The sequence below is a fragment of the Ruegeria sp. CDSC051 genome (genome assembly GCF_059610665.1).
On the sequence record NZ_JBXWOC010000016.1, the window covers coordinates 1 to 13,650 of the forward strand.

General features: G+C 56.1%; 10 protein-coding genes and 1 pseudogene. 2 read left to right on the forward strand and 9 right to left on the reverse strand.

What is annotated here, in order from left to right:
* Window positions 1-121 precede the first annotated feature (121 nt).
* Genes AC2FH0_RS20630 through AC2FH0_RS20650 form a run of 5 tightly spaced genes read right to left on the reverse strand, consistent with a single transcriptional unit; the run spans window position 122 to window position 7,067 of the window.
* Window positions 122-2,752, reverse strand: a complete 2,631-nt coding sequence (locus AC2FH0_RS20630; protein ID WP_496790235.1) for a phosphoenolpyruvate carboxylase — start codon at window positions 2,750-2,752, stop codon at window positions 122-124.
* Window positions 2,752-3,723, reverse strand: coding sequence for a 2-hydroxyacid dehydrogenase (locus AC2FH0_RS20635; protein WP_142635199.1), 972 nt, complete (start codon window positions 3,721-3,723; stop codon window positions 2,752-2,754). The genes AC2FH0_RS20630 and AC2FH0_RS20635 overlap by 1 nt, the downstream gene beginning before the upstream one ends.
* A complete protein-coding gene (gene sucD / locus AC2FH0_RS20640) occupies window positions 3,723-4,613 on the reverse strand; it encodes a succinate--CoA ligase subunit alpha (protein ID WP_281972634.1) in 891 nt (296 codons plus the stop codon). Before sucD ends, AC2FH0_RS20635 begins: the two co-directional genes overlap by 1 nt.
* A complete protein-coding gene (locus tag AC2FH0_RS20645; protein ID WP_496676769.1) occupies window positions 4,613-5,809 on the reverse strand; it encodes a malate--CoA ligase subunit beta in 1,197 nt (398 codons plus the stop codon). Before AC2FH0_RS20645 ends, sucD begins: the two co-directional genes overlap by 1 nt.
* 16 nt (window positions 5,810-5,825) lie before the next feature.
* Entirely contained in the window at window positions 5,826-7,067 is a 1,242-nt protein-coding gene (locus AC2FH0_RS20650) for a pyridoxal-phosphate-dependent aminotransferase family protein (RefSeq protein WP_496709986.1), read from the reverse strand.
* 219 nt (window positions 7,068-7,286) lie between these two features.
* Between AC2FH0_RS20650 and AC2FH0_RS20655 the strand changes: the two genes are divergently transcribed.
* Window positions 7,287-7,916: a response regulator transcription factor gene (locus AC2FH0_RS20655; protein ID WP_246097171.1), complete on the forward strand. Its 630-nt coding sequence runs from the start codon at window positions 7,287-7,289 to the stop codon at window positions 7,914-7,916.
* 424 nt (window positions 7,917-8,340) lie between these two features.
* Here AC2FH0_RS20655 and AC2FH0_RS20660 read toward each other — a convergent pair whose 3' ends face one another.
* From AC2FH0_RS20660 to AC2FH0_RS20675, 4 genes are all read right to left on the reverse strand, one after another.
* Entirely contained in the window at window positions 8,341-8,652 is a 312-nt protein-coding gene (locus AC2FH0_RS20660; RefSeq protein ID WP_496790236.1) for a hypothetical protein, read from the reverse strand.
* 85 nt (window positions 8,653-8,737) lie between these two features.
* Window positions 8,738-10,858, reverse strand: a complete 2,121-nt coding sequence (locus tag AC2FH0_RS20665; protein WP_496689139.1) for a CHASE2 domain-containing protein — start codon at window positions 10,856-10,858, stop codon at window positions 8,738-8,740.
* Window positions 10,859-11,051: 193 nt separating this feature from the next.
* Window positions 11,052-11,831, reverse strand: a complete 780-nt coding sequence (locus AC2FH0_RS20670) for a FecR family protein (RefSeq protein ID WP_496790237.1) — start codon at window positions 11,829-11,831, stop codon at window positions 11,052-11,054.
* A gap of 878 nt (window positions 11,832-12,709) precedes the next feature.
* Window positions 12,710-13,210 (reverse strand): type II toxin-antitoxin system HicB family antitoxin, encoded by a 501-nt coding sequence (locus tag AC2FH0_RS20675; protein WP_496790238.1) that lies wholly within the window; start codon window positions 13,208-13,210, stop codon window positions 12,710-12,712.
* Between the two features lie 234 nt (window positions 13,211-13,444).
* On the opposite strand from AC2FH0_RS20675, the pseudogene AC2FH0_RS20680 reads away from it, so the two are divergent.
* Window positions 13,445-13,650: pseudogene (locus AC2FH0_RS20680) on the forward strand (IS5/IS1182 family transposase); the annotation flags it as partial.

A 13,650-nucleotide genomic window follows, 5' to 3' on the forward strand; every position in this document is an offset into this window, starting at 1 on the left:
CGCTGACGGCCCAGCTCGGACGTGATCGAGCCGAACAGCTCTGGGTCGCGCGCTGAGAGAGACTGGGTGAAAAAACCTTGAGTGCGTTGCGGGGCGTTCACTTTGAAACCTCCTAAAAGGGTTAGCCGGTCCAGCCAAGGCCAGCGGAAATAGCGTTCATCGATTGCAGCAGGGGAACAGGAACCGATCCTGCCTGAGGCTCGGTTCGAGCTTGTCGCAGCAATTCGACCTGCAGCGCGTGAATGCGGGCCAGTTCAGCCCGTTTGCGATCAAACCGCTCGCACAGGCGAGGGAAACGGTGTCCGATAGTTTGTCCTCCCGTCAGAAATTGCACTGCACTGCAGGCGCTATCGTATTCCGCTTTGATTGACTGAAAGACGATTTGTCGGGTGTTCTCATCGTGCACTAGTTCGCCGTATTGTGCGGCGATGCCCATATCCGCCTGATAGAGCGATTTCTCCATCTCATCGACGGCAAGGCGGAACAGCCGGGAGTGCTGAAACATATCCTGCAGCACTTCATCACCGCGCGCGCCACGAAATTTGCGGAAGCTGGCCATTGCGGCCCCAAAACCATACCAGCCCGTGATCAGGTGGCGGTTCTGCGACCAGGCAAAAACCCATGGAATGGCGCGCAGATCATCCAGACTGGCCGCGCCAAAGCGACGTGCCGGACGAGATCCTATTTTCAGGCGGGCTAATTCCTCGACCGGGCTGGCCTGCTGGAAATAGTCCAGAAAGCCTGGCATCTTCAAAAGCGAGACATAGGCTGTCTGTGACAGTTCCGACAGAGCCTCCAGCGCGTCGTCGAACTCGGGCCGTGCCAGGGTTTCGCCGGGATTGGCGGTATGACGCAACGTGCTTGAGAGGAGCAGTTCCAGATGGGCCGCGGCTGTTCCGCGGTTGGCGTATCTGGTCGAAACAACTTCGCCCTGTTCAGTTACGCGCAAGCGCCCGGAAATTGTTCCGCTGGGCTGCGCAGCAATCGCCCGCCCAGTGGGAGCGCCGCCCCGACTGACTGAGCCGCCGCGTCCATGGAAAAACGTGACCTTGAAACCTTGCGAAGCCAGTGCCGTCACGATGCGACGTTGGGCGCGCTCCAGCTCCCATGTTGAGCAGAAATACCCGCCATCCTTGCCGCTATCTGAATACCCCAGCATCACTTCGATTTCATTTCCATCGGTTTTGAGGCTGCGGCGGGCAAGCGGTACTGCCAAAACGTCCAGCAGGATCGCAGGGGCATTGCGAAGATCTGCAATCGTTTCGAATAATGGCACCACCGAGATATCCAGTGTCTCGGACCCGAAACCGGAATAGCGGGCCAGCAGGTACACACCGAGAATATCATCGGCAGACCGGGTCATGGACAGGATAAATGGCCCAATTGCCTTGGGGTCCGGCCCCGAGCGAACACTATGAACAAGCGCTAAAAGTGCCAGCATTTCCCGCGCCTGATCGCTCAGCGCCTCGCGGTTTTGATAGGGCAGGTTTTGATCTGCCAGCTCTGATCGCAGACGGGTAGACCAGTCGGGCGTGCCATATTCCGGTGCATGTCCGGATTGTGACCAAAGTTCCGTCAGAACGTCATTCGTGACGGTTGAATTCTGACGAATATCCAGGGTTGTGGTTCGGAACCCGAAAACCATAGCGGCACGGCACAGCGGACGGATATGCCGCTGTGCCAGGACGTCGGCGTTGACCGCGCACAAAGCCGCATCAAGTGCCCCAAGATCGCTTACGAATTGTGAGATGTGATCATAGCCGCCATCGGTCAGCCGATAGCGAATGGCATTGAGAGCCTGCCGGAACGGTTCGTTTCGATTGCGATCGTCGTCCGGAGTCCGGTCGATAATTTCTTGTACACGTGCACGGTTTGGCTCAGGAAGCGGCAATATGAGCGCGCTGATGCTCAACCGTCTTGCAGCTTGATCGATGGCCTGACGATAAAGATCCTGAACCGTTTCACGGCCGCGTTGCAGGGCCAGTGCGGTCATCTCGGTTGTGACATTCGGATTGCCATCCCGGTCGCCGCCAATCCAGCTGTGAAAGCGAATGTTGGGTGTTTTGGCTAGAGTCTGACCCAAAACATGCAGGCAGGCCTGATCGAACCGATCCATGACCTGCGGGACGGCGTCAAAGATTGCATCCCGGAAGAATTGCAACCCCCACTCGATCTCGTCGCGCAAGCTTGGGCGTGACAGGCGAAGTTCGCCTGTCAGCCACAAAAGATCAATCTCGCCTTCCAGACCATTCAGCAATTCGGTGCGTTCGGTCGGGGTCCATCGTTGCACTTCAAGACTGACAAGATTGCGGTAGATCCGCCGGTGAATTTCCAAAACGGTGACCCGCTTGGCCTCGGTCGGGTGCGCGGTTAGGGTGGGACCGGCGCATAGGTCAGCCGTCAGTTTTTTTGTCTGGCTGTCCGTTAATTGCAGTTCAGACAACACCTCAGCAAACCCGCCTTCGACCGCTTCCGCGCCGCTTAGGGTCTCGGTAAGGCGCCGGTCCCGGACATGGGCGTTTTCATCAATGATGCGTAACAGTTGGAACCAGATCGATAGGGCTTGCAGATACGGCGTTGCCTCGAGCCCTGTAGGGATGGGTTGCAACGGCATGGCCTCGGCCCATGTCGCCACATGCGGCGCCCGCTTCGACAGAATATTCCGCCACAACGCCCGCAGTTCCGAGCGCAATTCCTCGGCATAGCCCGAAGGGTCCGGGGTGGACGGAATATTGCGGGCCAGCGCTTGCATCAGATCACCTGGTCCCGCGGGGTGCGACCTGCGAAGAAGTCGGCCAGATTGTCGAGTACGCGAAAGCCCATGGCCTCGCGCGATTCTTTTGTGGCGCTACCCAGATGGGGTAGCATCACCAGGTTGTCGCATTGCAACAGATCCGGGCTAATGCGAGGTTCGCCATCGAACACGTCCAAAGCAGCCCCACCGATCGTGTCGAACATCAGCGACTGCACAAGCGCGTGCTCATCCACGACCTCACCGCGCGCAGTGTTGATGAGGAAGGCGTTGGGCTTCATCAGATCCATTCTGCGCCCGTTGATCAGGTGCCGGTTTGCGGCCCCACCCGGGCAGTGCAGTGAGACGAAATCGCAGTGCGGCAGCAGATCGTCCACGGTATCGACCTGAGTTGCGTTGAACTGTTTCAATACCTCGGGCGAGACAGTGCTGCGGTTCTGGACAAGAATTTTCATGCCGAACCCATGGTGCGCGCGACGGGCCATTTCCTGACCAATGCGGCCAAAACCGATGATGCCCAGAGTCTTGCCGCTGACCTTGGTGCCGACCAGATGGGTCGGACGCCAGCCGGTCCAGCCGCCCGCGCGCAGCTCACGTTCGCCTTGGCCGGCGCGGCGGGCTACCATCAGCAGCAATGTCATGGCCAGATCAGCCGTGCATTCGGACAAGACATCCGGCGTATTGGTTACGGTCATACCAAGGCTGCGCGCAGCGGGTTCACAGATATGGCTGTAACCAACTCCATAATTGGCGAGGATTTTGGTTTGCGCCGCAGATACGTCCAGCGCCTCGGCGCTGAGCGTGTCGGTGACCGTGGGCAGAACCGCGTCATAGCGTTTCAACGCATCGCGGATCTCGGCCGGGGACAATGGTTTGTCCCCGATGTTGAGTACGGTGTTATAGTTTTCGGCCAGTTGCGCCTCGACGGCGGCGGGCCAGCGACGGGTGACAAGGACCGAAGGTTTGACCATCACGCAGCCTCTCCCATGACGCGGGCGATGGTCTCGCCAATTACCGCAGGGTTTTCAGCAACAGTCACACCCGCCGCCGATAGGATTTCGACCTTTTCCGAGGCGCTTTCGCCAAATGCCGAGATGATCGCCCCGGCATGACCCATGGTCCTGCCTTTAGGTGCGGTCAGACCGGCGACATAGGCCACGACGGGTTTGGTGACGTGGTCTCGGATATACTCGGCCGCCTCGGCTTCCTGAGGGCCGCCGATTTCGCCGATCATGGCGATGACCTCGGTGTCCTCATCCTGTTCGAACCGCTCAAGGATATCGCGGAAGGACGAGCCGTTGATCGGGTCGCCACCGATACCGACGCTGGTTGAGACGCCAATGCCACGCTCCTTCAGCTGCGCCGCGGCTTCATAGCCCAGCGTGCCCGAACGACCGATGATGCCGACATTGCCCGGCAGGTAGATATGGCCCGGCATAATCCCCAGCAGCGCCTTGCCAGGGCTGATAGTTCCAGCACAGTTCGGGCCGGTCAGCACCATGCGATTGTCCTTGGGATAGCGATACATATAGCGTTTGACGCGGATCATGTCCTGCGCCGGGATGCCGTCGGTTATGCAAACGCAATAACGGATACCGGCATCTGCGGCCTCCATGATCGAATCCGCCGCAAACGGGGGCGGCACGAAGACAAGGCTGGCCTCTGCGCCGGTGGCCGTGACCGCCTGTTTGACAGTGTCGAAGACAGGCACGCCTTCTACGATTTCGCCGCCCTTGCCAGGGACGACACCGCCAACAACATTGGTGCCGTATTCCAACATATCCTTGGTGTGAAAGCGCGCCATACGTCCAGTGATGCCCTGAACAATAACGCGGGTGTCGCGGTCCAGAAGAATGCTCATTACACAGCCCTCATCTTGGTGTTTTGGGTCAAATCGTTTTGCCACGCACCAACGGCGCGTTCGGCAGCTTCCATCAATGTTGTTGCACGAATAATCGGCAGGCCGGACTTGGCGAGTATTTTCTGACCTTCTTCAACATTCGTCCCGGCAAGGCGCACGATGACTGGGATGTCGATATCCAGTTCCTTCAGAGCCTGCACGACGCCTTCGGCAACCCAGTCGCAGCGGTTGATGCCGGCGAAAATGTTGACCAGAACCGCTTGGACGTTCTTGTCGGACAGTACCAATCGGAAAGCTTTGGCAACACGTTCTGGTGACGCGCCGCCTCCGATATCGAGGAAGTTTGCAGGCTCTCCCCCGGCCAACTTGATCGTGTCCATCGTCGCCATGGCCAGACCGGCACCATTCACGATGCAGCCGATATTGCCGTCCAGCCCGACATAAGACAGGCCACGATCCGCCGCGCGGCTTTCACGGGGGTCTTCCTGGCTTTTGTCGCGAAGCTCCGCGACCTGCGGGTGGCGGAACAAGGCGTTGTCGTCAAAGCTCATCTTGGCGTCCAGCGCCAACACGCGATCGTCGCCGGTGATGACGAGCGGATTGATTTCAACCATAGTCGCGTCCAGCTTGTTGAAAGCGGCGTAACACCCTTGGAGGGTGCGGACCATGTTTTGGATCAGACGGGGCTCCAGTCCCAGATTGAAGGCAATCTCGCGCGCCTGAAACTCCTGCAGACCTACCGCAGGTTCGACGATGGAGCGGACAATGCTATCAGGGCGTTCTGCGGAAATATCCTCAATCTCCATTCCGCCCTCGGACGAGGCGACGATCATCACGCGTTGGCTTGAGCGGTCGAGCACAAAACCCAGATAAATTTCCCGATCGATCGGAACGGCAGATTCGACGTAGACGCGATAGATGCCTTTGCCATCGGGGCCGGTCTGATGCGTCACCAGCTTGCGGCCAAACATCTCGTCACAGGCTGCGTATATTTCGCTTTCCGAATTGCAGAGCTTTACGCCCCCAGCTTTGCCGCGGCCACCTGCGTGAACCTGTGCCTTTACAATCCACTTGTCGCCGCCCAGCTCACGTGCACGATAGGCAGCTTGTTCGGGGCTGTAGGCCAAGGCCCCCGAAGGGACCTCGACGCCGAAATTCGAAAGAAGTTCTTTCGCCTGATATTCGTGGATATCCATCTGCATTTCCTCCCGTTTATGCAGCGATAGATGTGCCGTAGCGGCTTTCCAGAAGCGCTTCGATCGCTTCGAGATTCACCGAACCACCCATCTCGCGGATTGCTTCGGCAAACAAATGCACGATGCGGCCGATCGACTGATGATTCAGTTGGTTCAGGATGCCGATGCGGACCTGAACAGGGGCGCTGAGGGTTGGCCAGATGCCAAAGCCGCGGGCCCGGCAATTCTGCACCAGCTCCATTTCGCGGCCTGCAAGTTCAGCGGGCAGGTTCAGCACCACAAGGCTGGACATGTCCGAGGTGACCTCGCAGCCCATCGCAATGACGGCATCGCGCAGCACGGCCTCGTGCGTTTTGTAGGCATGCGCGCGCTTCGCTAGCCCCTCCTGCAGGGTCAGGCGTAATGATTCATGAAAGGCCGCGACGGCATAGCCCGAATGTGTTCGGTGATATGTGCCTTTTTCAACATCCTGGCCATCGACGATGCCCCAGTGGCGGGCCTCGAAAATGGGATTGTGAACATAGCTGTAGGCACCCGTTGCTTTCAGGCTGTCGATATATGCATCGGTAAAGCTGACGGGAGCATAGGTAAGCGGCAAGCAGCACAGGCCCTTTTGCGGACAAGAGGCCCAGCCCGCGATGCCCGGATAATCATCAACCCGGAAATCTTCGACACCCAAAGACGAAACGGCGTCGATCAGTCCCATTGCACCATGGCGCTCGCAGGCATCCGAGAAGCCGCGCAAATCATTGATGCGTCCTGATCCCGTTTCCCAATGAGCCATAAACGCCCATTTGGGCTTGTGTTCAGCCAGTGCGGCTTCGACCAAGTCACCGGTCACCGACTGACCATGCGGCACGTCGATGATCGTGACACTGGCGGCCTGCGGATCCAAGGGGTTGGCAGCATGTTCGTCTGGTGTCGCTGCCTTGATCCGAAGGGTCAGTGTATCGATGCCCGAAAAGGTCCCGTTGTTGAACGCAACAACCTTGTCACCGGGCATGACAGCCGAGAACATGGTGTCCAAAGCGCTCCAACCAGTGCCCGCGACCGCAAAGGTGTATATGTTCGTGGTGCCCCAGATTTCGCGCAGCATGTGCTTGCATTCGATCATGCCGCGCAAAACGTCGCCCTGCATGTGATCCGCAACTCCGGCGCTGGAAAAGGCTTGTAGAACGCGCGCGTCTGTATTGCCCGGCCCGGGGCCTGCGGCCAGCGTCTCGGGGATTTCGAGCGTTGGATAAATCTGGAAAGTCATTGCGATCCTCCTTGATCGTTGGGGTGGTCAACCACGCCCAGACATCTCGTTGTGGATCAGGAAAGCCTTGCTTGCGTCATCGCGCAACGTAACTTACTACTGCTTTAGGACTTCTAATGGGATGGGGAAAAACTTACCCGTATTGGCAAGAATACCGAAGTATACCAAGTTTTGCCCTATACGAATGGGTAGTTTATTGAGGATTTGGATGTAAAATCAATGACAGAGCCTTCACAACAACCGATTGACGTCATGCTTGCCGACAACAATCCGCTGGTCTTATCGGCCATGTCAGAGATTTTTGAACGTGATCCGCGATTCTCTTTGGTTGCCACATCGGCGACTGCTGAAGGGTTCCTGGGCGCGGTCATGAGAGTTCCGGTCCAGGTGTGTGTGATCTCCTGGAGCTTGCCGGTTCTTGGCGCGGCCAAATTGATCGAGGTTTTGCGAGAACAGGAAGGCGCGCCCCGTTTTGTCATTTACGGCGATGATGTCGGAGATGTTCCGCGCCTTGCAATGCAGGCAGGAGCTGCGGGGTTCTCATCCCGGTCAGGTGAAGTTGAAGCGTTGCTGGAAACCTGCGCGGACGTGGCTGCTGGCAAGATGGTGTTTCCGTTCATCGATGTCCGCCAGATGCAACAGAATCCGATCCACAGCCTGTCGCGGAAAGAGCGCGCGATTCTGGAAGCTCTAGCCAAGGGCATGTCCAACCGCGAGTTGTCCAAAGAGCTTCAGATATCGACCAATACCGTGAAATTTCACCTGTCAAACATTTACGAAAAACTATCGGTTAAAAATAGGACGCAGGCCATCGCGTATTACTATTCGTCTAATGCGGCCTCGCATTAGATAGATTTGCCCAAATGCTCCAATGGTGTGGTCATTCTGTTGGTCGCGTGATCGGCCTTTCTTAGGAACCCGTGGGGAATTAGGTGGCGGTTTCGGAAAAGCTCTGATCGACGGCGACGGACGCAATGCAAACCCGAACCTGTTCTTCGATAGCTCTGCGCGCGAAAGAGGTCACGGCTGTGTCCGACGCGGAGGCATCGTAGATTACAGTTGGTTGAGCTTCGATACTATATCGAGTTGGAAACAGAAACACGTCAATCTCACCATAAAATTGCTGCTTTTTTTCGCCATATAGCGGGCCGTCCCATCTGATCTCGTCTTTGGCGACGGCGGCTTTGATCGAGGTTAGGTCTTGCTCCAGAGGGCCGGTCCGGCCAGGATCATTTCGACTTCAACCCCGAGAGAGTACAGAGATCCGGCTGTTTCAAGAAAATCGTACAGCCCTTTCTCGCGGGACAGGTTGCTTAGAAGCCCGACCCGCAAGTGGCCAGGAGACCGCAGGCTGGTCTGTGTTTGGGGGAGAAAAACGCGTTTTCGGCGACGTGCCATTTTTGATTGCTTCGGTAAGCGTGTGGGCGCCAAACAAGGTCAGGATAGTCGGAACATAGGCCATAATGGCGTCTGTTTCACGATGAGCATCCAATTGGGTCAGCTCGGTGCAGTAAGGTGCTGATCCAGTTTCTTCAGGCCAGAAGTAAGGAGCCAAGTTCAGGATGGATGATTTGGCTTTAGCCATATGGTTCCCCAACTTCCGTGCCTGCTTCTGGGCCGTTCTATGGGGTTCACAAGCTCGCTTAAAAGTTGCAATGGCTCTGGGCCCGCTAGGCCAGATTTTGTCCTTCACGGGCGTGATGACTGAACAACAGCTTGTTTGATTGGACATCGGACAGAAAATCCGCCGTGCGTCCAGACAGCGCGCGATAAAAGGACAGAAGACCGGGTTCGATTTCTTTGGCAATGTCGATGCAGTTTTGGCGTAGCTCATCGGTGCGCTCCAGCGGTTCACGCGCACGTATGGCCGACAAAAGTTGAGCATGCGCATCGCGTAAGTTCTGGAATGCCTCGCTGTCGAGCATGTCCTGATCGCCAATCAATATGTAAACGGGCTCCAGGTTCTTTTTTCCTTTCAGGTCCACAAACCCAGCTTCCAACATCGCCAACTCTTGTTTGCCTAGAATGTAAACTGAATTCGAAACCAGGATGTCATAGTCGACATGTCGGCAGCTTTGTTCGATCCTGGCGGCGACGTTCACCACATCTCCGATCACAGTATAATTGAACCGCCGCCGCGACCCGATATTGCCCACACAGGCCTGTCCTGTCGCGCAGCCAGTGGCCAGCGCAATGGGTGGCCGTTCGCGCATGATTTCGGACCTATTGAACTGTGCCAATGCACCGCGCATCATCAAGGCTGCCCGTGCAGCGCGACAGGGATGATTTTCGACCGGAAGCGGAGCGTTCCAGAACGCCATGACTGCGTCGCCGATGAATTTGTCGATTGTGCCTCGCTCGTGCAAAATCTGATCTCCGACCTGTGAAAACAGCTCATTCAGAATGGCGACGAGCTCCGTGGCCGAAACCGACTCGGATAACGGGGTAAATCCACGGATGTCGGCGAACATGACGGTGATCTCTTGTGTTTCTCCACCAAGGACCAACTGATGGTCCGAGCCTTCCATTTCATCCAAAATTTCAGGAGCGACATAGTGAGAAAAAATCTTTCGGATCGCTCTTTTCTCGCGCTCGGTCGAAATGAATAGATATCCGGCCAACAGCCCGAAATTCGCCATCCCACCAGCAAGTGGGAAGGTTGCATCAAATAATACGAGTTGATTTTGAAAGGCCATCCAGCTGATCAGCACAACTACGGCTGCAGATACGCCACCCGCAATGAAGGATGCGACCGCACCAAAGCTGGACATGACGGCGACGACCACTAACCCCAGTAAGACGAATGAGACCAACTCAAGCGCAGCGGTCACATCGGATCGGCTGAGCATTTCGCCCGTTAGGACCTGTTCAAGTAACTGCGCGTGGATCGAGACGCCGGGCACGGATTCTCCGAGCGAGGTCTGGTGCATATCAAACAGACCCGCCGCAGAGGTGCCAACAAGAATAATCTGGTTTTCGATCCGGGACCGCAGCGCAGGATCATCCGGATTCGTCATAACGTCATTGGCAGAAACATACAGTTCAGGCCGGTCTCGCCTGTACCGGATCCAGACTTCGCCGTTCTGAGTTGTTGGCAATCGAAAATCGCCCAGTTCAAGCGCCAGCATGACACCGGATTCATCGGACGCGCCCTCGGCGAAAAGGACTGTTTCCCCCAAGGCCACCCTAAGGGCCTCAATTCCCAGGCTTGGCAGGGCGCCATCCGGTCCCCCCCAAAGTACCGGGACCCGGCGGACCACACCGGTCCCACCAAGTGGTGAGACATTCACGCCCCCAATGCCTGTTGCATCTGAATAAAGTGGCGGAGCAGGAGGAGTCCAATGCGGAACCTGGACGAGCCCTGAGGTCGGAGACTCACCGATCTCGATGATCCCCGCCTTGGATATGACGGGCTGACCATCATCGGCCACACGGGCCGCTACACCCAGAACAACCGGCCATTTGGCGATTTCGGCTCCGAAAAAAACATCGTTGTCCAGGTTTTGAGCGTCTTCATCTACCGAGAGCACCTCGGCCAACGCAGGGTCTTCCAATAATCGAGCAGGCGAATAGCGGTCGGGTTCGACAAACAGCATGTCAAAAGCGATGACCGCAGCGCCATTTTGGCCGAGGTTTTCAACCATCTGAGCCATGAGATTGCGCGGCCACGGCCATTGCCCCCAGTTGGCCAGTGACTGTTCGTCTATGTCGACAACACGGATTGGCAGGTCGGGGGTGTAATCGCGTGGGGCCATGCGCTGAAGGATGTCGAAATATATCAGCCGAGTCATGCGCACGGGAAACGGATCTATGACCCTGACAAAGCATCCAAACAGGATCAGGCACAAACCCACAAGGCGAAAACCCCTGCGGCGAGTGCTCCGTTCTTTCGACTTAACCGTCACGGTTGCCTCCGAAGACAGTGGTCGCTTTCACTGCCCGACATTACCGATTACCCATATCAGCCGATGCTCAGTTAACAGGTCAATTCGGTTTCGTATCCGGCGCTGCACCGCCTTCAATACTGGGCGCCTCGACGGGTGCAGATGCTACCGAAGCCTTCACCGCTTGCCGCTGCGGGGGCGCTGAGCGGGGCTCGGGAGCGTCGGATTTTTCGATGGGCTGCACTGGTGCAGATTCTCCGGCGCAGCCTTCGATATTCACGCGCAGCGGACTCAGAAGCCGTTCTTGAGATTGAATGAACGGAAATCCATTTTTCACTGCTTCGTCGTACTGTGCCTGATCGGCCGGGCGGCCCACCTTGCCTTTTTGACTGGTGGCAAACAGGCTGCATTGACGTCCAGTTGATCTGCAGCCGCCTTTCAGGCCGCACATCTGCACGGTGCCTTCCAGCACCAGCATCGAGCTTTGGGTGCCAGGCACAACCCACATGTCGAATATGGTCCCACGCACAGCCATTGTCGCAGTGGGGGTCTGGATGGAATAGGCACGTTTTCTGCTGTTGCCCGAGATGAAACGAAAGCTTCCACCCAAGGCCTGAACGGCAAAATTCTTGGCCTTCTTCTTGTTTCGCAACATGGTCACATCCAGCGCCATCTTTGCATTAGGCCCTATCGCGATCTTCGTTTCGTCAACAAAGATCAGCTGAACTACCCCTCTGCTGTCTGTGGATATGGAATCACCCGAGGCAACTTCCATGCCTTCAAGCAGTGGCCGGGAATTCCCGGCTCGGGTAATTTCTGCGCCTTGTTTGACGCTTACGACAGTACCAATGTTGGCCAGGATCTGCGACGGCAGTATCAAAACACAACAGGAAACACACAACACTCTTAACCAGACCAAACTAATTATCCCTTCCCCAAGGTTATTCCAGAGCGCAATGCGCCCGCTGCCCGGTCTGTACCTCGTGGAATTTATTTCTTTGTATTATTTGTAAAAAATCTAAGCAAATATGCCTTAATGCCTATGTGTTTGGCAAGTTTTCTATGAAGCTGGAGAAAATTCCCACCTAATTGGGCTGACCCGGAGCTTCGGAAACTCTCTGTTTGTACATTGCCGGTGTCTCGGACAGGGCCCTTTTCAAATCAGTGTTTCGTTGGGCCGTCGCTCGCTTTCCAAGCCGATGTCTCTTGGGTCTGATCGCCTTATGGAAGGCCCGGCAGACACGCATTGCGGGTGACGTTTCGCGGCTGCCTTTGATCAAGCCAGAAAGCCATAGACATCATGGATTTGACTTTTTGAAGATTTTTTCACGAGGTCCCTTGTATTTCTTGGCGCTTATCGAATACACCGGCCAGCGGAGACGTGGCCGAGTGGTCGAAGGCGCTCCCCTGCTAAGGGGTGAGCCATTCTCTAAAGCCCCATAAAAACCAAATACTTACCAAAAGCGCGCAGACGTGTTGCACCAGTTTTGCACCACGCCCGCGCGCTGTCGCGGATGTCACGACACGCAGGCCAGAAAGATCCCGTACCAACGGCACAAAAATGTTCTCTCCGACTCAACAAGCTGGGGCATTACGATGCCGCTCCCAAACGCGCAAAGCCCGTCTAAAAGAGAACTCACAGAACACACTTGCGTCAGCTAATCGCTATAAACGTCAAATGTGGAATATGGCATCGTTGTTGAAGTTGACAACAGAAGTTGAGTATGAGCGTCGGTTTCCTACCTGAGGGCGCGCCACTCAATCATTGAGAGCAATCTGGCCTTGGCGGACGAGGATCTCATTGCGGGCAGCGAGACCGAGAAATTCCGAGACATTGCCGTTTGTCAGAGTTTTGGCTGCCTCATCTATAGTGTCCCAGACGCCGCGCTCTAGGTTCACTTGGCGACGCTCCTTGATTGTGTCGCGCGGGATATAGGGAACCGCTAAGAGATATGCTCCTTGCGCCAAGTCCCCAGCCACTTCGGTACGAATTGTTTCGATGTCACGTGGCTGCGGAATTTCCGCAACATCCGAGAAGTAGTCATCGAGAGCTGCGATCGCGTTTTTGAGGATGTCAGTAGCCTTATCTGTAGCGGCAAAACAGCCCGGCACATCCGGGAAACTCACGCCATAGCAAGACGCTGGATCGTGGTGAACAATCGCTAGATAATTCATGGGATAAGGCACTTTCCGATTAATAGCTTCCTCTTTTATCTTGGTTTTGATCGAGTTGATAGAACAAGGCTGTTCGAGTTCCACAATAGATTTCGTAAATAGGTTTGGGTCGTCCTTCGTACCATCCGCAAGAACGGCAGAAACCCCGGCTGTTCAGCTCAACGGCTCATCCTACGTCGACGCCGACTTGGCGGAATATCTCGACGACAAGGGCATGGATCACATTGGCGGCGCGCTGCATCATCAAACCAAACAGATGAGCCGAATACTCACTTAGTTTACGCCGCTCTTGGTTCCAAAAACTCTGACAACGGACACTTTGCGTATTCCGATAACTACCTCATCGATACAGATCACAGCGTGATCGCGGATGTCGAAGCGACCAGATCCATCCGGCAAGCCGAATTCGGATCGACAAAGACGATGCTGGACCGGGTTAAAAGGCGTTTCGATCTTCACCCTGAAAGGCTGATTGCAGACACGGCCTACGGATCTGGCCCGATGTTGGGCTGGTTGGTTGATCG